The sequence below is a fragment of the Polaribacter sp. Z022 genome (assembly GCF_023555495.1).
Classification (GTDB): domain Bacteria; phylum Bacteroidota; class Bacteroidia; order Flavobacteriales; family Flavobacteriaceae; genus Polaribacter.
Map to the genome: position 1 here is coordinate 90577 of NZ_JALCZO010000006.1, position 25221 is coordinate 115797.

General features: G+C 28.6%; 28 protein-coding genes and 1 tRNA gene. 13 read left to right on the top strand and 16 right to left on the bottom strand.

From position 1 onward, the window contains the following. The first annotated feature begins 15 nt into the window (after positions 1-15). Both MPF13_RS13260 and MPF13_RS13265 read left to right on the top strand, forming a co-directional pair. The gene (locus MPF13_RS13260) at positions 16-1059 is read left to right on the top strand and encodes a glutaminyl-peptide cyclotransferase (RefSeq protein ID WP_249983242.1); all 1044 of its coding nucleotides are present in this window, start codon (positions 16-18) and stop codon (positions 1057-1059) included. A gap of 42 nt (positions 1060-1101) precedes the next feature. Next, positions 1102-2622 carry a hypothetical protein gene (locus MPF13_RS13265; protein WP_249983243.1) on the top strand — a complete coding sequence of 507 codons (1521 nt, stop codon included), beginning with the start codon at positions 1102-1104 and terminating at the stop codon, positions 2620-2622. 3 nt (positions 2623-2625) lie between these two features. Here the strand turns inward: MPF13_RS13265 and MPF13_RS13270 are convergent, their stop codons facing one another. Then, complete coding sequence (locus MPF13_RS13270) at positions 2626-3240, bottom strand: hypothetical protein (RefSeq protein ID WP_249983244.1); 615 nt, start codon at positions 3238-3240, stop codon at positions 2626-2628. 16 nt (positions 3241-3256) lie between these two features. Beyond that, complete coding sequence (locus MPF13_RS13275) at positions 3257-4537, bottom strand: metal-dependent hydrolase family protein (protein ID WP_249983245.1); 1281 nt, start codon at positions 4535-4537, stop codon at positions 3257-3259. A gap of 65 nt (positions 4538-4602) precedes the next feature. Here MPF13_RS13275 and MPF13_RS13280 point away from each other — a divergent pair, with 65 nt between their 5' ends. Both MPF13_RS13280 and MPF13_RS13285 read left to right on the top strand, forming a co-directional pair. Then, a complete protein-coding gene (locus tag MPF13_RS13280; RefSeq protein ID WP_249983246.1) occupies positions 4603-5283 on the top strand; it encodes an SDR family NAD(P)-dependent oxidoreductase in 681 nt (226 codons plus the stop codon). A 281-nt stretch (positions 5284-5564) separates the two neighbouring features. Further along, on the top strand, positions 5565-6161 hold the full coding sequence (locus tag MPF13_RS13285; RefSeq protein ID WP_249983247.1) for a SprT-like domain-containing protein: 597 nt from the start codon (positions 5565-5567) through the stop codon (positions 6159-6161). 15 nt (positions 6162-6176) lie between these two features. Here MPF13_RS13285 and MPF13_RS13290 read toward each other — a convergent pair whose 3' ends face one another. From MPF13_RS13290 to MPF13_RS13305, 4 genes are all read right to left on the bottom strand, one after another. Further along, positions 6177-7661 carry a DUF389 domain-containing protein gene (locus tag MPF13_RS13290; RefSeq protein WP_249983248.1) on the bottom strand — a complete coding sequence of 495 codons (1485 nt, stop codon included), beginning with the start codon at positions 7659-7661 and terminating at the stop codon, positions 6177-6179. A gap of 131 nt (positions 7662-7792) precedes the next feature. Next, a tRNA-Lys gene (locus tag MPF13_RS13295) sits at positions 7793-7865 on the bottom strand. A 60-nt stretch (positions 7866-7925) separates the two neighbouring features. Then, positions 7926-8693, bottom strand: a complete 768-nt coding sequence (locus MPF13_RS13300) for an ABC transporter ATP-binding protein (RefSeq protein ID WP_249983249.1) — start codon at positions 8691-8693, stop codon at positions 7926-7928. Positions 8694-8696: 3 nt separating this feature from the next. After that, the gene (locus MPF13_RS13305) at positions 8697-9437 is read right to left on the bottom strand and encodes an MlaE family ABC transporter permease (RefSeq protein WP_249983250.1); all 741 of its coding nucleotides are present in this window, start codon (positions 9435-9437) and stop codon (positions 8697-8699) included. A 108-nt stretch (positions 9438-9545) separates the two neighbouring features. On the opposite strand from MPF13_RS13305, the gene pafA reads away from it, so the two are divergent. Beyond that, a complete protein-coding gene (pafA, locus tag MPF13_RS13310) occupies positions 9546-11189 on the top strand; it encodes an alkaline phosphatase PafA (RefSeq protein WP_249983251.1) in 1644 nt (547 codons plus the stop codon). Here the strand turns inward: pafA and MPF13_RS13315 are convergent, their stop codons facing one another. Then, positions 11190-11864 (bottom strand): PrsW family intramembrane metalloprotease, encoded by a 675-nt coding sequence (locus tag MPF13_RS13315; RefSeq protein ID WP_249983252.1) that lies wholly within the window; start codon positions 11862-11864, stop codon positions 11190-11192. A gap of 52 nt (positions 11865-11916) precedes the next feature. Between MPF13_RS13315 and MPF13_RS13320 the strand changes: the two genes are divergently transcribed. Further along, the gene (locus MPF13_RS13320; protein ID WP_249983253.1) at positions 11917-12537 is read left to right on the top strand and encodes a chromophore lyase CpcT/CpeT; all 621 of its coding nucleotides are present in this window, start codon (positions 11917-11919) and stop codon (positions 12535-12537) included. A 6-nt stretch (positions 12538-12543) separates the two neighbouring features. Here MPF13_RS13320 and ctlX read toward each other — a convergent pair whose 3' ends face one another. After that, entirely contained in the window at positions 12544-13479 is a 936-nt protein-coding gene (gene ctlX, locus MPF13_RS13325) for a citrulline utilization hydrolase CtlX (RefSeq protein ID WP_249983254.1), read from the bottom strand. Positions 13480-13567: 88 nt separating this feature from the next. Between ctlX and MPF13_RS13330 the strand changes: the two genes are divergently transcribed. From MPF13_RS13330 to MPF13_RS13360, 7 genes are all read left to right on the top strand, one after another. Further along, positions 13568-14236 carry a M15 family metallopeptidase gene (locus MPF13_RS13330; RefSeq protein WP_249983255.1) on the top strand — a complete coding sequence of 223 codons (669 nt, stop codon included), beginning with the start codon at positions 13568-13570 and terminating at the stop codon, positions 14234-14236. Positions 14237-14317: 81 nt separating this feature from the next. After that, a complete protein-coding gene (locus MPF13_RS13335) occupies positions 14318-14983 on the top strand; it encodes a hypothetical protein (protein ID WP_249983256.1) in 666 nt (221 codons plus the stop codon). A gap of 119 nt (positions 14984-15102) precedes the next feature. Then, positions 15103-16092: a pyruvate dehydrogenase (acetyl-transferring) E1 component subunit alpha gene (gene pdhA / locus MPF13_RS13340; RefSeq protein ID WP_249983257.1), complete on the top strand. Its 990-nt coding sequence runs from the start codon at positions 15103-15105 to the stop codon at positions 16090-16092. Positions 16093-16095: 3 nt separating this feature from the next. Beyond that, positions 16096-17709: a dihydrolipoamide acetyltransferase family protein gene (locus tag MPF13_RS13345; RefSeq protein ID WP_249983258.1), complete on the top strand. Its 1614-nt coding sequence runs from the start codon at positions 16096-16098 to the stop codon at positions 17707-17709. 64 nt (positions 17710-17773) lie between these two features. Next, positions 17774-18460, top strand: coding sequence for a GNAT family N-acetyltransferase (locus tag MPF13_RS13350; protein WP_249983259.1), 687 nt, complete (start codon positions 17774-17776; stop codon positions 18458-18460). A 12-nt stretch (positions 18461-18472) separates the two neighbouring features. Then, positions 18473-18628 (top strand): hypothetical protein, encoded by a 156-nt coding sequence (locus tag MPF13_RS13355; RefSeq protein WP_249983260.1) that lies wholly within the window; start codon positions 18473-18475, stop codon positions 18626-18628. A gap of 96 nt (positions 18629-18724) precedes the next feature. Further along, positions 18725-19048: an EthD family reductase gene (locus tag MPF13_RS13360; protein ID WP_249983261.1), complete on the top strand. Its 324-nt coding sequence runs from the start codon at positions 18725-18727 to the stop codon at positions 19046-19048. 66 nt (positions 19049-19114) lie between these two features. Here the strand turns inward: MPF13_RS13360 and MPF13_RS13365 are convergent, their stop codons facing one another. The 8 genes from MPF13_RS13365 to MPF13_RS13400 all read right to left on the bottom strand — a co-directional run bounded on the left by MPF13_RS13365 (position 19115) and on the right by MPF13_RS13400 (position 25150). Beyond that, on the bottom strand, positions 19115-19372 hold the full coding sequence (locus MPF13_RS13365) for a DUF6952 family protein (protein ID WP_249983262.1): 258 nt from the start codon (positions 19370-19372) through the stop codon (positions 19115-19117). A gap of 2 nt (positions 19373-19374) precedes the next feature. Continuing rightward, on the bottom strand, positions 19375-19683 hold the full coding sequence (locus MPF13_RS13370; RefSeq protein ID WP_249983263.1) for a thioredoxin family protein: 309 nt from the start codon (positions 19681-19683) through the stop codon (positions 19375-19377). 82 nt (positions 19684-19765) lie between these two features. After that, positions 19766-20407: a peroxiredoxin gene (locus MPF13_RS13375; RefSeq protein WP_249983264.1), complete on the bottom strand. Its 642-nt coding sequence runs from the start codon at positions 20405-20407 to the stop codon at positions 19766-19768. A 149-nt stretch (positions 20408-20556) separates the two neighbouring features. Continuing rightward, positions 20557-20898, bottom strand: a complete 342-nt coding sequence (locus tag MPF13_RS13380) for a VOC family protein (protein WP_249983265.1) — start codon at positions 20896-20898, stop codon at positions 20557-20559. Then, a complete protein-coding gene (locus MPF13_RS13385) occupies positions 20898-22061 on the bottom strand; it encodes a sigma-54-dependent transcriptional regulator (RefSeq protein WP_249983266.1) in 1164 nt (387 codons plus the stop codon). Before MPF13_RS13385 ends, MPF13_RS13380 begins: the two co-directional genes overlap by 1 nt. Positions 22062-22065: 4 nt before the next feature. Continuing rightward, the gene (locus tag MPF13_RS13390) at positions 22066-22887 is read right to left on the bottom strand and encodes a mechanosensitive ion channel family protein (protein WP_249983267.1); all 822 of its coding nucleotides are present in this window, start codon (positions 22885-22887) and stop codon (positions 22066-22068) included. Between the two features lie 3 nt (positions 22888-22890). Further along, on the bottom strand, positions 22891-24216 hold the full coding sequence (locus MPF13_RS13395; protein WP_249983268.1) for an ABC transporter permease: 1326 nt from the start codon (positions 24214-24216) through the stop codon (positions 22891-22893). A 4-nt stretch (positions 24217-24220) separates the two neighbouring features. Next, entirely contained in the window at positions 24221-25150 is a 930-nt protein-coding gene (locus MPF13_RS13400) for an ABC transporter ATP-binding protein (RefSeq protein ID WP_249983269.1), read from the bottom strand. Positions 25151-25221: the final 71 nt, after the last annotated feature.

Consider the following 25221-nt stretch of genomic DNA (forward strand, 5'->3'; position numbering starts at 1 on the left):
AAATCTATTTACATAATGAAAAAGAGTACTTTTTTTATATCATTTTTTAGCTTTTTATTTTTAATCACATCTTGTTCTGATGTTTATAAATTTACTTTAGAACACAAAAAACAGGCTACTTTAAACGAAAACATTAAAGTAACTTTAAAAGAAAAAGAAGACAAGCCTGTTACAAAAGTTCAGTTTTTTGTAAACGGAAAAGAAATTACTTCTACAGGAAATTCTACATCTATTGCTACTAAAGAATTAGGTGTTGGTAAACATCAAATTTCTGCTTTGGTTTTTTATCCAGAAAAAACTAAAAAAGAAAATAGTTTTATTGAAGTTTTAGCAGATAAAGCTCCTGTTGTTTATGATTTTAAAATTGTAAACGAATATCCTCATGATAAAAAAGCATATACCCAAGGTTTAGAGTATTATAATGGTTTTTTATACGAAACTACTGGTAGAAGAGGACAATCTACTCTTAGAAAAGTAGATATTAAAACAGGAAAAGTTTTACAAAAAATAGATTTAGATAAAAAGTATTTTGGAGAAGGAATGACCATTTTTAAAAATAAAATTTATTGGTTAACATGGCAAGCAAAAAAAGGATTTGTTTATAACTTAGATACTTTTGAGCAAGAAAAAGAATTTGCTTACAACAAGAGTAAAGAAGGTTGGGGTTTTACAAATAATGGTAAAGACTTAATAAAATCTGATGGTACTCATAAAATTTGGTTTTTAAATCCGGAAACTTTAAAAGAAGAAAAATCTATACAAGTGTACACAAACAAATACGCTATTAAAGATTTAAATGAGTTAGAGTTAATTAATGGAAAAATTTACGCAAATAAATATCAGCAAAATGCTATTGTAATTATAGATCCTGCTACTGGTATTGTAGATGGCATTGCTAACCTAAAGTCTTTGAAAAAAGAAATGGAAAAAACTCAAAAACTAGTTCCACAAGATGAAGTTTTAAACGGAATTGCTTTTGACACTGAAAACAACAGATTATTTGTTACCGGTAAAAACTGGAGTAAATTATTTGAAATTGAATTGATTAAAAAACAATAATTGATTTAATTAAAAGTTCTATTTTTATACAAAATTGATTTTATGAGACATTTGTTTACTTTTCTTATTTGTGTTGTATTGATTTCTGTGAGTTCATGCAATAGAAAAGATTTTACAACCTCACCAAGTTCTGGCAACCTACAATTTTCTAAAGACACCGTTTTTCTAGATACTGTTTTTACAAATATTGGTTCTGCAACCTATAATTTAAAAGTATATAATAGAGGTAGTAATGCTGTTACAATTCCTGAAATAAAATTAGAAAACGGAACAAATTCTAACTACAGATTAAATGTAGATGGTATACCAGGTAAGAGTTTTTCTAACATAGATATTTTAGCAAAAGATAGTATTTTTGTTTTTGTTGAAACTACAATTGATGCTGCTGGTATAGTAAACCCACTTTATACAGATAGAATCTTGTTTGACAATGGAAACAACCAACAAGATGTAGATTTGGTTACTTTAGTACAAGATGCTAACTTTATTTATCCTGGTAAAGATGCTGTTACCATGAAAATTGACAGTCTTACTTTAGATGGACAACCTACAACTTTAAAAGGTCGTTTTTTAACAGATTCAGAACTTACTTTTACCAACACAAAACCTACAGTTATTTATGGTTTTGCTGCTGTACCTGCAAATAAAACTCTAACTATAGAGGCTGGTGCAAGAATTCATTTTCACGATAATTCTGGTTTAATTGTTGATAAAAAAGCTACTTTAAAAGCCAATGGAACATTAACTGAAAAAATTATTTTTGAAGGAGACAGATTAGAACATTCTTTTAGTGATACTGCTGGTCAATGGGGAACAATTTGGATGCGTGCAGGAAGCAAGGACAATGAATTGAATCATACAATTATTAAAAATGGAATTATAGGAGTTTTAGTGGATAGTATTGGTTCTCCCACTACTCCTACTTTAAAGTTACAAAACACAGAAATTTATAATCATTCTAGCTATGGAATTTTAGGAAGAGAAACCAATATAGAAGGTTATAACCTTGTTATTGGTGATGCTGGTCAAACTTCTTTAGCTGCAACAATTGGAGGTACTTATAACTTTACACACAGTACTTTTGCTAATTATTGGAATAGTAGTATTCGTCAATTACCAGCAGTTTTAGTAAACAACTTTTTTGCTTATACAGATGAAACTGGACAAGATATTATTGAAACCAGAAATTTACACGCTGCAAATTTTACCAATTGTATTTTTGATGGTAACAACAATATAGAATTTGTTTTAGATAAAGTTGATGGAGGTGGATTGTTTAATTATAACATTAGCAATTCTATGATTAGTTTTACTGATAGTAATGATTCTTATAAAGACAATACAGAATTAGATTTTACCTCATCTTTTTATCAAAATATAATTTTAAACGGAAAGCCACATTTTAGAGATACTCAAAACAATGATTTCATTATTGGTGAAGAATCTGATGCTATAAATAAAGCTAAAACCTCACTTTTTAATTTAGATATTTTAGGAGTTGACAGAAGTACAAATCCAGATATTGGAGCTTACCAACATATTACTTTTGAGAAAGAAGATTAAAGTTTAATTTTCTTTTTTATGATTTTTATGCAAACTACTAAAATCTGTTTGTATTTCTAGAGAAGAAGATCCATTTCCTAAAACATCACTAACACCATCTAAAGTAACAGCAGATACAGCAATTACAACATCAGCTGTAAAACCACCATATTTACTCCAAAATCCTTCAGGTTTAAATTTAGCTCTTGTTATCTCTTTTTTAAGAAACTCTTTTTTTATTTCAAAAATACTATTCCAGTTCTTGATATGAATTCTACCAATAAGTTTATTTCTAAACCTACCTTTTTTCTTAATTTCAATTTCTGACTTATTTTTCTCGAACTTTACTTCTCGAAAAGAAAAAATTAAATCTTCATATTGAATAAATGTCTTATTAGTATTTACATGAACACATTCAAGTTTATCTCCTAGAAACCCTAACTCTTTTATGAAGTTCCTCTCTCTATTTAGGCATCTTTTATTTGATATAATTTCAATAATTAAAAAAGGAAAGATGAATATTAAAAGTAACCAATTTACATCAGAATAAATCAAAGCTAAATAAATTAATATTTCAACAACAATTAAATTGAAGTAAAAACTTTTTTTGTTTTTTAAATTATCTCTTTTAAAAACCATCTATTTAAACAATTAATTACCTCTTATAAACAACTCCATTTTTCATTACAAATACTACGTTTTCCATTGTAGAAATATTTTGGGTAGGATCATCATTTACTGCAATAATATCGGCAAAAAAACCTTTTTGTATTTGCCCTAATTCATTTTCCATCTTTAACAACATTGCATTTGTTATTGTAGCAGATTGTATAGTTTCAATAGCTGGCATTCCTGCTTCTACCATAAAAGCAAATTCTTTACCATTATTACCATGTTTAAAAACACCTGCATCTGTTCCAAAAGCAATTCCAACGCCTTTTTTATAAGCTTTTGCAAAAGTTCCTTGTATTTGCGGACCAACAGCCAACGCTTTAGGAACAACAATTGCTGGATAAAAACCTTTTACAGTAGCTTTTTCTGCAACTTCTTTTCCAGCCGTAATTGTTGGCACTAAATAAGCATTATGTTTCTTCATAAGTTCCATAGTTTCATCACTCATATATGTTCCATGTTCTATGGTTTTTACCCCTCCAATAATTGCTCTCTGCATTCCTTCATCTCCATGAGCATGAGCAGCTACATGCATTCCATAATCTTTTGCAGTATCACAAATTGCTTTTATTTCTTCAATTGTAAACTGAGGGTTATCACCTGATTTAGCAACACTTAAAACACCTCCTGTTGCAGTAATTTTAATACAATCTGCACCATTTTTATAACGCTGACGAACTGCTTTTTTAGCATCTTCAACAGAATTCACAACTCCTTCTTTTGGTCCTGGGTTTCCAATTAATTTTCTACTACTTCCGTTTGTTGGGTCTGCATGACCTCCTGTTGTTGCTAATGACTTTCCTGCAGTAAATACTCTTGGTCCAGGAATTTTACCTGCATTAATTGCTTTTTTAATTGAAATATTTACACCTGTTCCTCCTAAATCTCTAACCGTAGTAAAACCACTTAACAAAGTAGATTTTGCAAAACCAACAGAATTATATGCAACATCTGCTTCATTTAAAATATAATTATTTAATCTAGTATTTTTATCAAACTCTTTTTCAATATGAACATGCATATCAATTAATCCTGGCATCACCACTTTATCCTTTAAATCTATAGTTACAGCAGTCTTACTTTTTGGTGATACATAGCCATCTATTACTTTGTAAATTTTATTTTCTTTTACTACAATTGTTTTTTTATTGTAAATTTTTCCTGATTTTGTGTCTAGTAATTTCCCACACAAAATATAAGTAGATTGTGCTTTTGTAATTTGTACGAAAAGAACAGTAATAAAAAGAAATAATAATTTTTTCATTTGATAAAATTTTGTCTTTAAATGTATGAAAAATTTAAGTAGCTTGCTTCTTTAAATTTTTACAAATGAAAAACGTTGTTATTACAGGAACTAGTAGAGGAATTGGTTTTGAATTGGCAAAACAATTTGCAGAAAACGGACATCGAGTTTTAGCATTGTCTAGAAACACAAAACCTTTATTAGAATTTAATCATAAAAACATTACAGTAATTTCTGTTGATTTATCTGTAAACTCAGACCTAAATAAAGTATCTAACTTTATAAAAAACAACTGGAAACAGGTAGATATTTTAATTAACAACGCAGGTAAATTAATTAACAAACCATTTACAGATTTGTCTTCTAATGATTTTTTAGAAGTATACCAAGTAAATGTTTTTGCAGTTGCAGAACTTACAAAAACAATGATTCCATTTATGCAAAAAGGAAGTCATGTTGTTACTATAAGCTCTATGGGAGGCATTCAAGGAAGCTTAAAATTTCCTGGGTTAGCTGCATATTCATCTGCTAAAGGCGCAGTTATTACTTTATCAGAATTACTAGCTGAAGAATTTAAAGAAAAACAAATTGCCTTTAATGTTTTAGCTTTAGGAGCTGTACAAACAGAAATGTTAGAAGAAGCTTTCCCTGGTTATGAAGCTCCAATTTCTGCTTCTGGAATGGCTAGCTATATTTTTGATTTTTCATTAACAGGAAATAAATTTTATAACGGAAAAGTATTACAAGTTTCATCTACAACTCCGTAAAAAAAATATGGTTATAGCTCTGACTTTTATTTTTACATCTATTTTTCAATTTATTATGCACACTAAAAGTTTTTATAAACGAAATAGAATAAATGATTTTGCAATTATAATAGTTACAATTTTATTTTATATAGTTATCTATCCTTTTTTATTTAATCATCTTTATAAAAATTATAATTATATTAATTTTTCATTGACTACACAACTAGCTATCATAGGTAGCTTAGGAGTGTTTTTCACCTTGACCACCTATCTTTTTTGGTGTATAAAAAAAAGAAGAAATGAGTAACATCTTCCATAAATACATACCAGAAAAGTCAATTCCTTTTGTCCAATTTTTAATTGATGAACACTCTTTTGATTTAAAAATTGTAAACCAAAGACAAACTAAACATGGTGACTTTAGAAAATTACCAAATGGACGGTTTCAAATAACGGTTAATAACAACCTTAACAAATATCAATTTTTATTAACTCTTGTACATGAAATTGCTCATCATGTTACACATCAAAAATTTGGAAGAGTTCAACCTCATGGAAAGGAATGGAAAACTGTTTTTCAGCATTTAATGTTGCCTTTTTTACGTCCAGATATTTATCCTATGGAAATGCTTCCACTTTTGGCAAATTATTTTAAAAACCCCAAAGCAAGCACAGATGCAGATGTAAACCTTTCTTTAGCATTAAGAGGAAATACAGCAGAAACAGGAAAACATTTTATCTTTGATATTCCTTATGGTAGTTTTTTTGAATTTAAAAATATCATTTATAAAAGAGGTAACAAACGAAGAACAAGATATGAATGTTTAAATATGAAAAACAACAAAGTTTATTTATTCAATCAGAATGTAGAAATAACAAAAAAGACTTTCAAATAGAAAGTCTTTTTTGTTTTAATTATCTCTTTTAATAAAGAGTGTATCTAAATTCATTTCTTTTTGCAACCAAGATCTTAACTCCCTTTCTTTTGGCGAAATTATACTATCTGGTAATTGAGAATTCCATTTTATTGTTACTACAGGAATTGTATCAATATTAATAAAATCCTTAGATGTTAATACATTTGCAAATCCTATTTGTTGAATATCATTATATCTAATTTTAGCGTCTTTAGAAATTCTACTAAAAGCAATTACTTTTTGGTTTTTATTAACTGCATCTTGCTCTATTCTTGTATTTAACCCAGTAATTGTTCCTTGTAAATCTTCTATTTGCTTTTGCAAACCAGCAATTATATTTTTACTTTCTTGTAGTTCTTGTCTTTTCTCTTTATAAGCTGTAGTTATTAACTCAAAACTTTTAGTATCACTACCTTTTATATTGATTTTTACATCTTTTAAATTTGAATATCTTGGGTCATTAATCAAATCATTTTGCAACATATTTTGTTCAGCCTCACTTACTTCATTAAAAAAATTTAAACTTAAAACTTTAGTTTCTAAATTTAAATTTTTATCTATTAATTGATACTTTGGATTTGATTCAATTTCATTTTTTACATATTCTTTTAACTGTGCATTCATTCTACTTTCATTTAAAGTATTAATAAAAGTATACACAGCAGGAATCATAACAGCAATACCTACAATAGTTGCAATTGTAGCATATCTTTTTCTTTTTTTAGCATTTGCATATTTATGCATTGGAAAACTTAGAAGCTTTAATACCAAAAATGTAGCTAATGCAATAAAAATAGTATTAATTGTAAACAAAAACATAGCTCCTAAAGCATACTCAAAACCAGTAAAATCTCCAGACACTCCTTTTGCAAGTCCAAAACCAGCAGTACATAGAGGAGGCATTAAAGCTGTTGCAATTGCTACCCCAAAAATTACTGAGGCAATTGTACCCTTTTTAGTTCTTGCAACCATTAAAGCCAACCCACCAAAGAAAGCAATAAGAACATCTCTAATATCAGGTTTTGTTCTTCCTAATAGTTCTGAGGTCTCTTCTCCTCCACCAGGAAAAAAATAGAAATATACAAATGAAGCAAGCAAACTCAACACAATCATTGTTGCTAAACTCACTGTAGATTTTTTAAAAACCTCTATATCATTAATTGCAAAAGCACTTCCAATTCCTAAAATTGGTCCCATTAAAGGTGATATTAACATGGCTCCAATTACAACTGCGGTAGAATTTGCATTTAAACCAATAGATGCAACAAAAACCGCAAAAATTAGAATCCATGCTGTTGCTCCTTTAAAAGGAATATCTGCTTTAATTGCATTTATTGTTTCTTCGTGATCTGTATCGTCTCTAAAATCTAAAAGTTCTTTTAAATATTTCTTTATGCTAGAAAGCAAACCTTTGGCTCCTGCTCTCATTTCATCTTTAGATTGCTCTACAGACTCTTTATTAGAATTTGTTTCTTCCATCAAATAAATTTTATCGTTGGAAAGATACAAAAAAAGTGTTCAGATTTATACGAAGAAACTCAAATGAGTATTTAAAAAAGCTTATAAAAATAAAAAACTCTGTAAAATAAATTACAGAGTTTCTTTCGATGTGACCGGGCTGGGGCTCGAACCCAGGACCCTCTCCTTAAAAGGGAGATGCTCTACCAACTGAGCTACCAGGTCATTCTTTTTTGCCTTAGCGGGTGCAAATATACACGTTATTTTAAATAAAACAACTTTTTTTTATTTTTTTTCATTCAAATATGCTTCTCTAACTTTCTTAAATAAATTAGAAGAATATACAAAATCTACAACAGCCTCATTATCAGTTTTAAAAATATCATTACTTGTACCTTCCCATGCTTTTCTTCCATTTTGTAAAAAAACTATTTTTTCTCCAATTTCCATAACAGAGTTCATATCATGAGTATTAATTACAGTTGTAATATTATATTCATCTGTAATTTCTTGAATTAAATTATCAATAACAATTGCTGTTCTTGGGTCTAAACCAGAGTTTGGCTCATCACAAAATAAATATTTTGGGTTCATTACAATTGCTCTTGCTATTGCAACTCTTTTTTGCATTCCTCCCGATAATTCTGCAGGCAATTTTTTGTTTGAATTTTCTAAGTTTACTCTCGTTAACACAAAATTTACACGCTCTAACATTTGCTCATGAGTTTGCGATGTAAACATTTTTAAGGGAAACATTACATTGTTTTCAACTGTTTGAGAATCAAATAAAGCACTTCCTTGAAAGACCATACCAATTTCTTGTCTCCATTCTTGCCTTTCTTTATTTGTAAACTTTGTATTTATTCTACCATCAAAAGATATAGTGCCTTCTTCTGGTGTATGTAACCCAATTAAAGATTTTATAAAAACTGTTTTACCAGAACCACTTTGACCAATAATTAAACTAGTTTTACCTGCTTCAAAAGTAGCATCTATACCTTTTAAAACTTGAACACCTCCAAAGCCTTTATGTAAATTTTTTACTTCAATCATAATTTAGGTTAAAAGCATTTGAGTTAAAAAATAGTTAGCAATTACAATTAAAATCGTAGTCCAAACAACAGATTGTGTACTTGCTCTACCAACAGCTATAGAACCTCCTTTAACGTAATAACCATGATAAGATGGTACTGTTGCAATTAAAAAAGCAAATATTAATGTTTTTACAATTGCATAAACTAGTAAAAAAGGTTTAAAATCACTTTGAATTCCTTCAATATAATCTACTCCAGAAAAAAGACCTGATAAAACTCCAGAAACCCATCCTCCAAGAATTCCTAAAAACATTCCTAAAGAAATTAAAAATGGATAAAAGAAAACTGTTGCAATAATTTTTGGTAAAACTAAATGATTTAATGAGTTAATACCCATAACTTCTAGAGCATCAATTTGCTCTGTTACACGCATTGTACCAATACTAGATGTAATGTATGATCCAACTTTACCTGCAAGAATAATAGAACAAAATGTTGGTGCAAATTCTAATATAATTGATCTTTTAGCAGCAAAACCAACTAACGATTTAGGAATAAAAGGATTTTCTAAATTTAAAGCAGTTTGCATTGCTATTACTCCTCCTATAAAGAAAGAAATAAACATAATAATCCCTAAAGATTTTAGGCCTAAATCTTCAATTTCTTTCATCAAAGCTTCGTAAAAAACTTTTGAACGTTGAGGCTTTTTAAAAACTCGCCCTAACATTATAAAATATTTACCAATATGCTTTAGGTAATTCATTCAATTAAAATTTATGCTAAAGTATTAAAATAACATTAATTGGTAGTTAAAATGTCGCTATCAAAATAAAAAATAATTACTTTTGATTAATAATATAATTGACTTGTTATGAAATTGAAATTTCTTTTTAGTTTTCTTTCTTTAATCATCTTCTTAGGCAGCTGTAAAACAACAGTAAAACAACCTAAAAAACCAAAATTAGTAATTGGTATTGTTATAGATCAAATGAGGTACGATTATTTAACAAAATACTCTGAAAGATATGGAAAAGATGGTTTTAATAAAATTTTAAAAGATGGCTTTTCTCTAGAAAATGCACATTATAATTACATACCCACTTATACTGCTGTTGGTCATACTTCTATATTTACTGGTACCACACCAAGTGAACATGGTATAATTTCTAATAACTGGTATGACAAATATTTAAAAAAATCTATTTATTGTGTAGATGATTCTACTTATAATACAATAGGTAATAATGGTATAAATGGTAAAAAATCTCCTAAAAGACTTTTCACTTCTACTGTGACAGACCAATTACATTTAGCACAAAACATGCAAGGTAAAACTATTGGAATTTCTATTAAAGATCGTTCTGCTATATTACCTGCTGGTCATACAGCAAATGCTGCTTATTGGTATGATGGTGAAAATTACAATACTTGGATTACTAGTTCTTTTTACATGAATGAGCTTCCTAAATGGGTTGTAGATTTTAATAAAAATAACAAAGCTAATGAGTATTTAAATACAAATTGGGAAACTCTATATGATATTAACACTTATGTTAACAGTAGAAAAGATGATAATATTTTTGAAGGTAAGTTAGTAGGACAAAAGACACCTACTTTTCCTAAAGATTTAAAATCTTTACGAGTTAAAAATAAAAACTATAATTTAATAAAAACTGTTCCTGCTGGAAACACGTTTACTGCAGATTTTGCAAAAGCTGCAATAATTGGTGAAAACCTTGGTAAATCTAATTTTACCGATTTTTTAACTGTTAGCTTCTCATCTACTGATTATATTGGTCATAAATATGGTGTATCTGCCATAGAAACTGAAGATACTTATTTAAGGTTAGATAAAGACTTAGCTGATTTTTTTCAATTTTTAGACAAACAAGTTGGTAAAGACAATTATACATTATTTTTAACTGCAGATCATGCAGCTGTTCATGTACCTGCTTATTTACAATCTTTAAAAATACCTGCACACTATTTAAATATTAAAAAGTTTAGAGAATTTCTTTTAAAAACCACAAAAAAATATTTTAACTCTAGTGAATTAATTGAAAATGTTTCTAACTATCAGATATTTTTAAATAAGAAAAAAATTGAATCATTAGATCTAGATGTAAATGCTGTGGCTCAAAAATTATCTGATGAAGTAATAAATTTTGATGGTATTTATAAATCTGTAACTGCTAAAACATTGCAAACAACACAGTTTACAACAGGAATTTTAAATTCTTTACAGAATGGCTATAATCAAAAATTATCTGGAGATGTTTTAATGATTCCTTATCCTGCTACATTAATTTATAATAGAAAAGGTACAAGTCATGGTTCTGGATATTCTTATGACACCCATGTACCCGTAATTTTTTATGGTAATGGTATTAAAAAAGGTTCTTCTGCAAAAAGATATAACATTACAGATATTGCTCCTACTTTGGCAAACTTTTTAAATATAGAAGCACCTAATGGAACAAATGGAGTTGTTATTGAAGAGGTATTAGAAAAATAATTAACCTTTAAACAACGACCTTTCTTGGTGTTTTTTTATTGCTTTTTTAGAAAGTATTATTCCTATTATTAAAGAAACAAAAGCACCAATAGAAATTCCTGGAATAAAGTTTATGAATAGAAAAAAATCATAAGCTCCATGAAAAAGTGTTGCTAAAAGTAAACCAGATATATTTAAGGCTACTCTATTTTTAGAAAACTTTGCTTTCCCCATAAAATAACCCATTAAAATTGCAAAAGTAGCATGTGCAGGTACTGCTGTAAAAGCTCTTGTTATTCCTGTTGAAACTCCATACTGAAAAACATATAACACATTTTCTAGTGCAGCAAAACCCATTGACACCATAACAGCATATACTATTCCATCAAAAGGCTCATTAAATTCTTTATTTCTTTGAGCATAAAACCTTACAATTACATATTTAGAAAACTCTTCTACTAAAGCAACAACTATAAATGCTTTTAAGAATTGTTGCACAACACTAGTTTCATTTGTAAGAGGAATTAACTTTGCTGCAATTGTTCCTAAAACAACTGTTAAAAGAATACTTGCAGTAGCACCTAAAATAAAATTTTTAAACAAAAAACTTACGGGTTCTTTTTCAAATTTATCTTTAAAATAAATATAAAGAATCACAATAAATGCTGGGGCAATTGCTAAAAGTAGTAGTTCCATAAGTGGAAATATACAGTTTATTTTTTGTACTTTTCAAGAAAATAAAAAACACATGAAATATTTTATATCATTAAGTTTTCTTTCTTTATTATTTATTGGTTGTAACAACAGTAAACCTAAAGTTGACACAGAGTTAAACGAGCTTTTTGCACTAATGCAAGGGTCTTTTAATTCAGAAATTCAAGCTAAGAAAGACTCTACTTATTACAATATTTCATTACACATGTACCCAATATGGAAAGATAAAGGAAACTTTTTATATGTAGAACAGGCTTTAAACAGCATGCAAAACAAACCCTATAGACAAAGAATTTATGAAGTAACAAGACTAAATGACAGTATTTTTAGTTCTGCTATTTACAAAATACCAAATGATTCTCTTTGGATTGGACTATGGAAAAAACCTGAAAAATTTAATTCTTTCTCTATTAAAGAAGCCTTAAAAAAAGAAGGTTGTGAAGTTCTTTTAAAAAGGCTTGCTAAAAATCATTATAAAGGTGCCACTGGTATAAATACTTGCAAAAGCACTTTACGTGGTGCAAGTTATGCTACTAGTGAAGTTGAAATTTTTAAAGGTAAAATTATTTCTTGGGATAGAGGCTTTGATGCTAACAACAAACATGTTTGGGGAGCAGAAAAAGCAGGTTATATCTTTGATGAAATTAAAAAGTAAGTCCTTTTATTTTTTTGGTAAAAATACTTCTGCCATCATACATCTTGCACTCCCACCTCCACAAAACTCTATTGTTTCTAACGAGCTAGAAATAATTTTACAATGATTATTTATTTGGGCTTTTTGAGATGCTGTTAAACTGTTAAATGCTGCTTGACTCATAATTAAGAATCTTTCATCATTATTACCTTTTACTTGAAGCATATTTCCTGCAAAATTATTTACTTGCTCTTCTGTAATATCAATTACTTTTTTACCATCTTCTTTTAAATGTTTTAAAAGATTTTTACGCTCTTTTTTATCATCTATAGAAGACAAACAAACAATAGCAAAAGTTTCTGCAACACACATCATAACATTGGTATGATAAATTGCTTCCCTACTACCATTTACAGTTTGATTTGCAGTAAAAACAACTGGAGTATATTCAAAATCTTCACAAAATTCTATAAACAATTCTTCATCTGCTCTTGGTGACAAAGCACAATAAGCTTTTTTATGTTGTCTATCTAAAATCATACTACCTGTACCTTCTAAAAAAATCTTTTCTTCTTCTGCAGAAGTATAATCAACAATATTGTCTATTAAAAAACCTTTTTCTTCAAGTTGTTCAAGTACATCTTCTCTCCTTTCTAATCTTCTGTTTTCTGCAAACATAGGGTAAATAGCAACTGTACCATCTTGATGAAAAGAAATCCAATTGTTTGGAAAAATAGAATCTGGCGTATCAAATTCTTTAGTATCAGAAACAACAATTACATTAATACCAAAACTTTGCAATTTTTCAACATAATCATCAAATTCTTTTTGAGCTTTAGAGTTTATCGTTGTTGGCAACATATTATCAAAGTTCTTTTGATAATAATTATTAACTGCAGTTTGTTCATTCATCCTAAAACTTACAGGACGAATCATTAAAATTGTATTTGTTGTTTGATTCATTTATTAGTTTTATTTCAAACAAAATTAGACTTTTTTATTTTGCTAAAAAGTTAAAATTTCACTATTTTGATTTTCTTATTTTTACTTTATGAAAAATCTTATTTTCCTTTTTGCATTCTTTTTTTCTTTATCAGCATATAACCAAAGTCTACCAAATAAATTTGTTTTTCTTTCTGATGTTGATGACACTATATTATATGAATTAAAATATTTTAGCAATCATAATTTTATTGGCAAAAAAATTGATGGCTACCTAACAAATAAAGTTATTTTAACAAATGAAACAGCTTTAGCTTTAAAAAAAGTTCAACAAATATTACTTAAAAAAAATTTAAGTTTAAAAATATTTGACGCATATAGACCTCAACAATCTGTAAATCATTTTGTAAAATGGGCAAAAGAGATAGATGATACTAAAATGAAAAATGAATTTTATCCAGATGTACCAAAATCTGAACTTTTTAAAAGAGGATATATAGCAAGTAAATCTGGACACTCTAGAGGTAGTACTGTAGACTTAACAATTGTAAATCTTAAAACAGGTAAAGAACTAGATATGGGTAGCCCATTTGATTTTTTTGGGATTCAATCTCATCCATTTTACAAGAATATTGGAATTCTTCAAAAAAGAAATAGAAAATATTTAAGGAAAATTATGATAGAAAATGGCTTTAAACCTTATGATAATGAATGGTGGCATTTTACTTTAAAAAATGAACCTTTTCCTAATACATATTTCAATTTTTTAATAAAATAACAAGTTTTAACAAAATAGAAACGCCTGAACTTAAAATCGGCATTATATTTGTATTTTATTGACTTGAATCAATTTAACAGAATGAAATCAAAAATTAAACTTCTTATTTTCTCTTTTTTTGTTTTTTTAGCACCTCAACTATCTGCTCAATTAGATAACAACTCAGGAGCTAAAGAAAAAGTTAAATTAAAATCTGTTACATTAAACAGTTCTAAGTCTGTAAAAAAACCAACTTCATTAAAAAATAATGCTACAGGTTTTAAAGATGCCTATAAAAAAGAGAAAGAAAAACAAAAAAAACTACAAGCTGAAAAAGCTTTTGAAAAAAAAGGTATCATTACAAAAGTACTAGCTAGAAAAATAAAATTTAAAAAATTTATTGAAAAAAACACAATTCAAATACCTATGATTGATATGGATATTGGTGTTTTTAGAACTAAGTCTAAAAAGATAAACCTTTTTGCTTTTGATTTTGGAAAAATAGATGGTGATGTTATAACCATTTTAAAAAACAACAAACCTATTTTTGAGAATATATCTTTATTAGAATCTGGAAAATTAGATATTATCAACATTCCTTTAGATTTAGGTTTCAATAAAATTGAAATTTTGGCTGTAAATGAAGGGAATTTAAGGCCAAATACTGGCGCTTTTACCTTATTTGATGATTTTAAAGAAGAAGTGTTTTCTGACACTTGGGCTTTAGCAAAAGGAGCCAAAGTTATTGCTCATATAATAAGAGAATAATTTTTTGTTATAAATTAAACGAATCTAGTTTTTTTATTCTATTTAAAACAGTTATTTTTGTAGCTCGTATTGTAGAATTTTAGAACTGCTTAAACGATTAAACAAACAATATTACTAATATGAAAAAAATCACCAAACAGACCTATTTAGATTGGTACAAAGACATGCTATTTTGGCGTAAATTTGAAGATAAACTTGCTTCTGTTTACATTCAACAAAAAGTTAGAGGATTCTTGCATTTATATAATGGACAAGAAGCAATTTTAGCAGGTGCATTGCATGCAATGGACTTAACTAAAGACAAAATGATTACAGCCTACAGGAATCACGTACAACCAATTGGAATGGGTGAAGATCCTAAAAAAGTAATGGCAGAATTATATGGTAAAGTAACTGGTACCTCTAAAGGTATGGGAGGTTCTATGCATATTTTTTCTAAAGAATTTCGTTTTTATGGTGGTCATGGTATTGTTGGAGGTCAAATTCCTTTAGGAGCAGGACTTGCTTTTGGTGATAAATACAATAACACTGGTGGTGTAACTTTAACTTGTTTTGGTGATGGAGCTGCAAGACAAGGTTCTTTACACGAAGCTTTTAACTTAGCTATGTTATGGAAATTACCTGTAATCTTTATTTGTGAAAATAATGGATATGCAATGGGAACATCTGTAGACAGAACTGCAAACCATGATGATATTTGGAAACTTGGTTTAGGTTACGAAATGCCATGTGGACCAGTAGATGCAATGAATCCAATTAAAGTTGCTGAAGCAATAGATGAAGCTTTAGATAGAGCAAGACGTGGTGATGGACCAACTTTCTTAGAAATGAAAACATACAGATATAGAGGTCACTCAATGTCTGATGCACAACACTACAGAACTAAAGATGAAGTAGAAGAATACAAGAAAATAGATCCTATTACTCAGGTAAAAGATATTATTTTAGAAAAAAAATATGCTACTGTTGAAGAATTAGCTGCTACTGATAAAGAAGTAAAAGCAATGGTGAAAGAATGTGAGCAATTTGCTGAAGATTCTCCATATCCAGAAACTCAACAGATGTATGATATGGTTTATGAACAAGAAGATTATCCTTTTATAAGTTAATATATGGCTACAATAATAAATATGCCACGTTTAAGTGACACCATGGAAGAGGGTGTTGTGGCAAAATGGTTAGTAAGTGTTGGAGATAAAGTTGAGGAAGGTGATATTTTAGCTGAAATCGAAACAGATAAAGCTACAATGGAATTTGAATCTTTTTATGAAGGAACATTACTTCATATTGGTATTCAAGAAGGTGAAACATCTCCTGTAGATGTTTTATTAGCAGTAATTGGTGAAGAAGGTGAAGATATCTCTGCTATTTTAAATGGATCTGCAAGCGCAGAACCTGCTAAAGCTGAAACTACTGAAGAAGTAAAAGAAGAAGTTGCTATTGAAGCATCTACTTCTGTTGAAATTCCTGATGGAGTTCAAGTAATTTCTATGCCACGTTTAAGTGATACAATGACTGATGGTACTGTGGCTACATGGTTAAAGAAAGTTGGAGAATCAGTTGAAGAAGGTGATATGCTTGCTGAAATTGAAACTGACAAAGCAACAATGGAATTTGAAAGTTTCTATGAAGGAACAATTCTTTACATTGGTGTACAAGAAGGAGAAACTGCTCCTGTTGATAGTTTATTAACAATAATTGGACCTGCTGGAACAGATGTTTCTGCAATTGTTGCTAATGGAGGTACTGCACCTGTTGCTGCTGACAAAACAGCTGCTGCAACTCCAGAAAAGAAAGAAGCTAAACCAGCTCCAGCTGCAAAAGTAGAAGAAGTTAAACCTGCATCAACTAGTAATACTTCTAATGGACGTGTATTTGCATCTCCATTAGCTAAGAAAATTGCTGCTGACAAAGGATTTAATTTAGCAGATATAAGTGGTTCTGGTGAAAATGGAAGAATCATTAAAAAAGACGTTGAAAACTTTACTCCTGCTGCAAAAGTAGAAGCAAGTACTACAGCTACTACTGTTGTTGCTGCTGGTGTAGAAAACTCAACAGAAACAAAGAATTCTCAAATGCGTAAAGCAATTGCAAAATCTTTAGGTAACTCTAAATTTACTGCTCCAGATTTCAGTTTAAATATTGAAGTTGATATGGACAATGCAATGGCTTCTAGAAAAACTATTAACGCTATACCAGATACAAAAGTATCATTTAATGATATGGTTGTTAAAGCTTGTGCAATGGCTTTATTAAAGCACCCACAAGTAAATACTTCTTGGACAGATGCTAATACAGTTTACCACAGCCATATACACGTTGGTGTTGCAGTTGCTGTTGATGATGGTTTATTAGTACCAGTAATTAAACATACTGATACTTTAAGCTTAACTCAAATTGGTGCTGGTGTTAGAGATTTAGCTGGAAAAGCTAGAAACAAAAAATTAGCTCCTACAGAAATGCAAGGAAGTACTTTTACAGTTTCTAACTTAGGAATGTTTGGTATACAGAATTTTAATTCTATTATTAACCAACCTAACTCAGCAATTTTATCTGTTGGTGCAATTGTTCAAAAACCAGTTGTTAAAGATGGACAAATTGTTGTAGGTAATACAATGAACTTAACATTAACTTGTGACCACAGAACTGTTGATGGTGCTGTTGGTGCTCAGTTTTTACAAACATTAAAAACGTTTATAGAAAACCCAGTTACAATGTTAGCCTAGGTTTTTAAAAACTATATTTAAAAAAAGCTCGCAATTTGCGAGCTTTTTTTATACTTTTATTTCAATGAAAAAACTAGAAGAAAAGTTAAAAAACCCTGTTTGGTTTTCTTTAGAAGAAACGCATAAAAAATTTTTAATTGAATTTGATGGCGTAAAATTTTACAATCCAGAAATAAATAATTTTGGTGCTTTTTATAATGAAGAAAAAACATTGAAAGCTTTAAATGAGTATTCAAAACTAACTGATAAATTCTTTTTTGTATCAGAAAATCAAACTCCTTTATTTGATAAAAAAAGAATTATACTAGAAAAAAAAATTAATGGATGTCAATTGGTTTTAGATTCATTAGTTGATTTAGATATTTCAGAAAACATTGTAAAATTAACTGAAAAACATATTGATGAAGTTTATGATTTAATTTGGTTAGTAATGCCTGGGTTTTATCAAAAAAAAGGATTTTATATGGGTAATTTTTACGGCATATTTAAAGACAATAAACTAGTAGCTATTTCTGGACAAAGGATGCAAACTAATGATTTTATTGAAATCAGTTCTGTTGTTACTCATCCAAATTATACTAAAAGAGGTTTAGCTAGTCAACTTATAGTATATACAACCAAAGAAATCATTAAAGAAAAAAAACTACCTATTTTACATACCAATAAAGGAAACAAAGCAATACCTCTTTATGAAAAATTAGGCTATAAATTAACCAGAGACATGAACTGGTGGTTATTCTGTAGAAAATAAATATCTGATCAAATGCCCAAAAAAGGAAAAGCAAAAAACACACTCAATAAAGCTAAACATACTAAATTAATGAATAGAAAAATTAATAAAGTTAAGTTAGAAAAGCAGTTAAATAAAGAACGCTTAAAAGCTATTATCAAAAAAGCTAATGAGCAAAAAAAAGATTAAAACAAATAATAATCTGATTTTCAAACACAAGCAATCGACTATTAAGTATTTAATTTAGTTTTACCTATCTTTAGAAAAACAACTAAAACCAATTTTATGAAATCAGGTATGATTAAACTAAGTGTTATGTATCCAAAAGGAGAAGGTAAAACTTTTGACATGAATTATTATTTAAACACACATATTCCTTTAGTAGGTAAACTTTTAGGAGATGCAATTAAAGGAGCAACAGTAGAAGAAGGAATTGCTGGAGGAGCTCCAGGTACAGATGCTATTTATGCAGCAATGGGAAACATTTATTTTGAAAGTTTAGAATCATTTCAAAACTCATTTGGTCCTAATGCTCCCGAAATTTTAGCAGATTTACCTAATTTCACAAATACAGAACCTACTGTACAGATTAGTAAAGTTTTAGTTTAAAAGAAAATTAAATAAAAAATCCCAAATTTAAAAAACTTGGGATTTATATTATAAAAAGAATTATTCTTATTGATCTATAGAACCTAAAACACGTTTCATAAAAGCATTTAAAGCTTCTTTTTTTGGTGTTCCGTCTTTAATCATTTTATCAACCTCTACTGCACCATACATATTAGAAATCAACTCTCCAATAACATCTAATTCTTCATCTTTTAATGATGGAACTTCAGTTAAAGCCTCTAACGTTTCAATAGTTTCTAATACATAATCTTGATCGTTTTCTTCGATAAAGTTTGTTAAGTGTTTTATTACAGGTAATTTCATAATTAAATAACTTCGTTTACCAAATCTTTTAATACATCAAACTTGTTAGTTTGTGTTTGATTTACAAATTTACCATCTACAAAAGTTGCAAAAGTTGGTAAATTACTAACGTCTGCTAATTTTCTACTTTCTGGAAATTTTTCTGCATCTGCAATTACAAAAACCATATCTTCATTTTCTGAAGAAAGTTTTTTAAATTTTGGTTTCATAATTCTACAGTTTCCACACCAAGTTGCAGCATATTGAACTACTACTTTTTTGTTAACTGAAACTATATTTGCTAAATTATCTTGACTTAATTCTTGTATCATAATAATTGTATTTTATTGATTAAGTGAGTTCGTATATTAATCCCCCAATTTCAATACGAACTCTATTACTTAATCTATTTTATTAATGTGAAGCTAAATATTCTGCAGTTCCTTTTGCATTTGGAGACATTGCATCTTTACCTTCTTCCCAGTTTGCTGGACAAACTTCACCTTTTTCTTGTACATGCGTTAAAGCATCTATTAAACGTAAATATTCTCCAACATTTCTACCTAAAGGCATGTTGTTAATACTTTCATGTTGTACAACACCATCTTCATCTATAATATAAGTAGCTCTGTAAGTTACATTATCCCCTTCTACTTGAATCGTTTGAGTAGCTTCGTCAAAAGTTTCGTTAGTAATATCTAAAATTCCTAAAATAGAAGATAAGTTTCTGTTGCTATCTGCTAATAATGGATACGTTACACCTTCAATTCCTCCATTATCTTTAGCTTGACTTAACCATGCAAAGTGAACTTCTGGAGTATCACAAGATGCACCTATTACTACAGTATTTCTTTTTTCGAACTCACCTAAAGCTGCTTGAAAAGCATGTAATTCTGTAGGACAAACAAATGTAAAATCTTTTGGATACCAGAATAATAACACTTTCTTTTTGTTATTAACTGCTTCTTCTAATACATTTACTTTAAATGTATCACCCATTTCATTCATTGCGTCTACATTTAAATCTGGGAATTTTTTACCAACTGCTGTTGCCATTTTTTAAAATTTTATATAATTAATATTCTGTTCTTATTTCTTATACAAAGATAGAAATAGAACTTCCCTAAATGAAAAAAAGTTGATGGGAACTTTTTATATTTCCATCAACTTTATTTATAGTTATTTTATTTTGTTATAATTCTTTTCTATTCTTCTGACCAAACTGCTAATTCATTTCCAGTAATATCTAAAAAATGAAAACGTTTGCCACCAGGAAATTTAAAGATCTCTTTAGTTATGATTCCGCCAAAAGAAATTATTTTTTCTTTAACAATCTTTAAGTTGTCTGCGTATAAAACAACTAAACAACCATTAATTATTTTTTCTGAAGAAAATTCGAAACCTCCTTCTAATCCGCTTTGAGAAAAAGCGACATAATTTGGTCCATAATCAGTAAATTTCCAATTAAAAATAGTAGAATAAAATTCTTTTGTTTTCTGAATATTATTCGATTTAAACTCTATATAATTTATCTGATTGTTTTTCATTATTTACTAGCAAATAACTTTATATCGTTTGCAGAAACTTCTTTTTCTCCTAAAATTATTAAACGTTCTACTACATTACGTAGTTCTCTAATATTACCTGTCCAATCATATTCTTGCAACAATTTAATTGCTGCAGATGAAAATGCTTTTTTAGGTGTTCCCTGTTCTTGAGAAATTTTAGTTGTAAAAAAATCTACTAATAAAGGAATATCTTCTCTTCTGTTATTTAGAGCAGGTACTTTTATTAAAATTACGGCTAATCTATGATATAAATCTTCTCTAAAACGTCCTTCAGCAATTTCTTCTTTTAGGTTCTTATTGGTAGCTGCTACTACTCTAACATTTACTTTTATGTCTTTGTCTGAACCTACTCTAGAAATTCTATTTTCTTGCAAAGCACGTAAAACTTTAGCTTGTGCAGACAAACTCATATCTCCAATTTCATCTAAGAAAATTGTACCTCCATTTGCTGCTTCAAACTTACCAGCTCTATCTTTATTTGCTCCTGTAAAAGAACCTTTTACATGCCCAAATAATTCGCTTTCTATTAATTCTGATGGTATTGCAGCACAATTTACTTCAATCATTGGCGCTTTTACTCTATCAGATTTTTCATGTAACCAATGGGCAACAAGTTCTTTACCAGTTCCATTTGGTCCTGTAATTAAAACTCTAGCATCTGTTGCTGCAACTTTTTCTATAATATCTTTAATATGAGTTATAGCATCACTCTCACCAATCATTTGGTAACTTTTACTTACTTTTTTCTTTAGACGTTTATTTTCTACAACTAACACTTTTCTATCTAAAGCATTTCTAACAGTATTTAAAAGTCTATTTAAATCTGGTGGTTTTGAGATATAATCAAAAGCTCCTAAACGCATTGTATTTACAGCAGTATCTAAATCTCCATGACCAGAAATCATAACAATTGGTATTTCTGGTTTAATCTTTTTTGCTTTTTCTAATACCTCTACACCATCCATTTTTGGCATTTTAATATCGCATAAAACCAAATCATAATCGTTGTTTTTAATCATTTCTATACCCAACAAACCATCTTCTGCTTCTTCAACATTATAGGCATCATTTTCTTCTGAAATGATTTTTGATAAAACTCTTCTAATAGCAGCTTCATCTTCTATTAATAAAATCTTTGACATATTTTTATTTTATAAAATTAACATCTCTCTGAGGAAATGGAATTGTAATATTGTTTTCTCTAAATTTTTTATTGATTTCGAAACGTAAATCACTCTTTATATTTAAATGTTCATAGCTATGATTAATTTCAAAAAGCAATTTAAATTGCAAAGCACTGTCTCCAAAATCTAAAAATAAGACTCTTGGTTTTTTTGTTTTTAATATTTTAGGATGTGCAGTTGCAACATCAATTAAAATAGATTTTACTAACTCTACATCAGAATCGTAAGAAACTCCAACTTCTACACCTTCTGTTGTTTGAGTTCCATTTTGTGTCCAATTAAACAAACTGTTTGTTAAAAATTTATGATTAGGTATTATTAATACTTTATCATCTATTGTTATGGCTCTAGTAGTTCTTAATCTAATTTCATCTACTTTACCAATTTTTCCTTCAATTTCTATGATATCATTTACGTGTAAAGATTTATCAACAAGAATAAAAATACCTGACATTATATCTTGAAACAAGGTTTGCAACCCTAAACCAATACCCACTAATAATGCAGCAGAACCTGCTAAAATTACACCTACTTTTATTCCTGAAGATTCTAAAGCAATTACTAATACAATTGTATAAACAAAATATTTTATGAATGAAAAAACAGCTTTAAATTTCCCTTTATCTTCTTCATTTAATTTTCTGTTAACTATTTTTTTAATTAACTTTAAAAATAATCCAGTAATTATAAAAACAATAATTACAACCAAAATTGTTTTTACCTCAATATGTATATCTTCTGTAATTGGAAGCGAATAATTAAGAAATTCTTTAAACTTATTCATTTTTTACCCTTTATATTTTAACCACTTATATAAATCTTTATAAGTTGGTTTTTTACCATACATTAAAATACCAACTCTATAAATTTTGGCTGCTAACCAAACCATAAATACAAAAGTAACCAATAATAATGCCATAGAAATTAATAGCTCATACCAAGACACTCCAAAAGGAACTCTCATTAACATTACAATAGGACTTGTAAATGGTATATGAGAAAATAAGACTGCAATAGAACCATGAGGATCATTTATAACAGTTGCAAAACCAACATAAACTCCTAAAATTAAAGGCAACATTATTGGCAACATAAATTGTTGAGTATCTGTTTCATTATCTACTGCTGCACCAACTGCTGCAAAAAGAGAACTATAAAGCATATAACCTCCTAAAAAGTAAAAAATAAACAATACAAACATTTTTAATATTGGCAATTTAAATATTTCTTGAATAATCATTTGCCCTTTATCTCCAGAAGCAGCTTGTTTTACAGCTTCCATTTGTTCTGCAGGTACTCTTGCTGTTTGCATATCTACAACATCTACACCAAAAACAGATGAAGCAACAGTAGATATTATAAATAAAATTACTCCCCAAATAAAGAATTGCAATAAACCTGCTGAGGCATTACCCAAGATTTTACCTAACATTAATTGAAAAGGTTTTACTGATGAAACTATAACCTCTATAATTCTACTTGTTTTTTCTTCTATTACACTTCTCATTACAGAAGTTCCATACACCATTACAAACATCATTAATAGATATCCTGCAATTGCACCCACTCCAATTTTTAAACCATTTATTAATTTAGAAGATTCTTCACCAGAAAAATTAAACATTTTAATGTCTGTATTAATTCTTGATGCTTTTATCTTTTCTAAATCGATACCAAAATTGGTAAGTTTTTCATTCCTTATTTTTTGTTCAATCTTGTTTTCTAAACTACCCATTAAAGACATTCCTGGAGAGTCTTTTGAATAAAACTCAATAGACTTTGCTAAAATTTCTAAACTATCTTTTTTTGGAATAAATAAAGCGCCAAAGTAATTTCCTTCTTCTACTTTTTTCTTAGTTTCTTCAATACCTAAAGCTGTATAATCTGTATAATGAATGGTTTTAGAGTCTTTAAAATCTTCTTTAGAAAACAACCCAGAGTTATCTACATATACAATTTTTTTTATTTTCTCATCGTTTTTTTGCATTAGAAAATAAACCAAAGCTCCCATTCCTACCATTATTAACGGACTTAGAAACGTCATTACAATAAATGATTTATTACGAACTTTTGCAATAAATTCTCTCTGTATAATTAGTTTTAATTTGCTCATTTTCTTAACTGTTTTTATTTACTGCCTGAATAAAAATATCATTTGCACTTGGTATAATTTCTACAAAATGCTGCACCTCTCCTTTACTTGTTAAAAATGAAAGTAAATCGTTAGAAGAATTTCCTTTGGTTAATTTAACATTCATAGTTAAACAATCATTTAACAAATTAAAGTCTGCTGGTAAAACATCAAAACTTTCTTTTAATGTATTTTTAACTTCAATAGGATTATCCGTATTTAATCCTACTTGAAAAGTATGCGTTCTAAACTCACGTTTTATATCTGCTAATTTTCCATCTAAAATTTTATTAGACTTATCAATCAGAGCAATTTCATCACACATTTCTTCAACAGATTCCATTCTATGTGTAGAAAAAATTATAGTTGCTCCTTCATCTCTTAATTGTAAAATTTCTTTGGCTATTAATTGAGCATTAATTGGATCAAATCCAGAAAACGGCTCATCAAAAATTAACAATTTAGGATTGTGCATTACAGTAACAATAAATTGTACTTTTTGCGCCATTCCTTTAGAAAGTTCTTCTATTTTTTTATTCCACCATGCAGAAATATCAAATTTTTCGAACCAATATTTTAAACGCTTTTTTGCTTCGGCTTTACTCAATCCTTTTAATTGTGCTAAATAAAGCGCTTGCTCTCCAACTTTCATAGATTTATACAACCCTCTTTCTTCTGGCAAATAACCAATTTGTGCAGTATGATGAGGAGCCAAAGCTTCTCCATCTAAAATAATAGAGCCACTATCTGGCATTGTAATTTGGTTTATAATTCTTATTAACGATGTTTTTCCAGCTCCATTTGGTCCTAATAACCCAAATACACTTCCTTTAGGAATATGAAGAGAAACATCATTTAATGCAGTAAAATTTCCGTAATTTTTAACAACATTATTTACTTCTAGTAAATTATTCATAAATAATTAAACATTTAATTCTTGGTAGTCAATTAAGACAAACTTACATATTTTCTAAGTATTAGTATTTA

Bases quoted from the DNA above. Each gene is read 5' to 3' on its own strand.
- MPF13_RS13260 (WP_249983242.1), top strand. From the start codon at position 16: ATGAAAAAGAGTACTTTTTTTATATCATTTTTTAGCTTTTTATTTTTA.
- MPF13_RS13265 (WP_249983243.1), top strand. From the start codon at position 1,102: ATGAGACATTTGTTTACTTTTCTTATTTGTGTTGTATTGATTTCTGTG.
- MPF13_RS13270 (WP_249983244.1), bottom strand. From the start codon at position 3,240: ATGGTTTTTAAAAGAGATAATTTAAAAAACAAAAAAAGTTTTTACTTC.
- MPF13_RS13275 (WP_249983245.1), bottom strand. From the start codon at position 4,537: ATGAAAAAATTATTATTTCTTTTTATTACTGTTCTTTTCGTACAAATT.
- MPF13_RS13280 (WP_249983246.1), top strand. From the start codon at position 4,603: ATGAAAAACGTTGTTATTACAGGAACTAGTAGAGGAATTGGTTTTGAA.
- MPF13_RS13285 (WP_249983247.1), top strand. From the start codon at position 5,565: ATGAGTAACATCTTCCATAAATACATACCAGAAAAGTCAATTCCTTTT.
- MPF13_RS13290 (WP_249983248.1), bottom strand. From the start codon at position 7,661: ATGGAAGAAACAAATTCTAATAAAGAGTCTGTAGAGCAATCTAAAGAT.
- MPF13_RS13300 (WP_249983249.1), bottom strand. From the start codon at position 8,693: ATGATTGAAGTAAAAAATTTACATAAAGGCTTTGGAGGTGTTCAAGTT.
- MPF13_RS13305 (WP_249983250.1), bottom strand. From the start codon at position 9,437: ATGAATTACCTAAAGCATATTGGTAAATATTTTATAATGTTAGGGCGA.
- pafA (WP_249983251.1), top strand. From the start codon at position 9,546: ATGAAATTGAAATTTCTTTTTAGTTTTCTTTCTTTAATCATCTTCTTA.
- MPF13_RS13315 (WP_249983252.1), bottom strand. From the start codon at position 11,864: ATGGAACTACTACTTTTAGCAATTGCCCCAGCATTTATTGTGATTCTT.
- MPF13_RS13320 (WP_249983253.1), top strand. From the start codon at position 11,917: ATGAAATATTTTATATCATTAAGTTTTCTTTCTTTATTATTTATTGGT.
- ctlX (WP_249983254.1), bottom strand. From the start codon at position 13,479: ATGAATCAAACAACAAATACAATTTTAATGATTCGTCCTGTAAGTTTT.
- MPF13_RS13330 (WP_249983255.1), top strand. From the start codon at position 13,568: ATGAAAAATCTTATTTTCCTTTTTGCATTCTTTTTTTCTTTATCAGCA.
- MPF13_RS13335 (WP_249983256.1), top strand. From the start codon at position 14,318: ATGAAATCAAAAATTAAACTTCTTATTTTCTCTTTTTTTGTTTTTTTA.
- pdhA (WP_249983257.1), top strand. From the start codon at position 15,103: ATGAAAAAAATCACCAAACAGACCTATTTAGATTGGTACAAAGACATG.
- MPF13_RS13345 (WP_249983258.1), top strand. From the start codon at position 16,096: ATGGCTACAATAATAAATATGCCACGTTTAAGTGACACCATGGAAGAG.
- MPF13_RS13350 (WP_249983259.1), top strand. From the start codon at position 17,774: ATGAAAAAACTAGAAGAAAAGTTAAAAAACCCTGTTTGGTTTTCTTTA.
- MPF13_RS13355 (WP_249983260.1), top strand. From the start codon at position 18,473: ATGCCCAAAAAAGGAAAAGCAAAAAACACACTCAATAAAGCTAAACAT.
- MPF13_RS13360 (WP_249983261.1), top strand. From the start codon at position 18,725: ATGAAATCAGGTATGATTAAACTAAGTGTTATGTATCCAAAAGGAGAA.
- MPF13_RS13365 (WP_249983262.1), bottom strand. From the start codon at position 19,372: ATGAAATTACCTGTAATAAAACACTTAACAAACTTTATCGAAGAAAAC.
- MPF13_RS13370 (WP_249983263.1), bottom strand. From the start codon at position 19,683: ATGATACAAGAATTAAGTCAAGATAATTTAGCAAATATAGTTTCAGTT.
- MPF13_RS13375 (WP_249983264.1), bottom strand. From the start codon at position 20,407: ATGGCAACAGCAGTTGGTAAAAAATTCCCAGATTTAAATGTAGACGCA.
- MPF13_RS13380 (WP_249983265.1), bottom strand. From the start codon at position 20,898: ATGAAAAACAATCAGATAAATTATATAGAGTTTAAATCGAATAATATT.
- MPF13_RS13385 (WP_249983266.1), bottom strand. From the start codon at position 22,061: ATGTCAAAGATTTTATTAATAGAAGATGAAGCTGCTATTAGAAGAGTT.
- MPF13_RS13390 (WP_249983267.1), bottom strand. From the start codon at position 22,887: ATGAATAAGTTTAAAGAATTTCTTAATTATTCGCTTCCAATTACAGAA.
- MPF13_RS13395 (WP_249983268.1), bottom strand. From the start codon at position 24,216: ATGAGCAAATTAAAACTAATTATACAGAGAGAATTTATTGCAAAAGTT.
- MPF13_RS13400 (WP_249983269.1), bottom strand. From the start codon at position 25,150: ATGAATAATTTACTAGAAGTAAATAATGTTGTTAAAAATTACGGAAAT.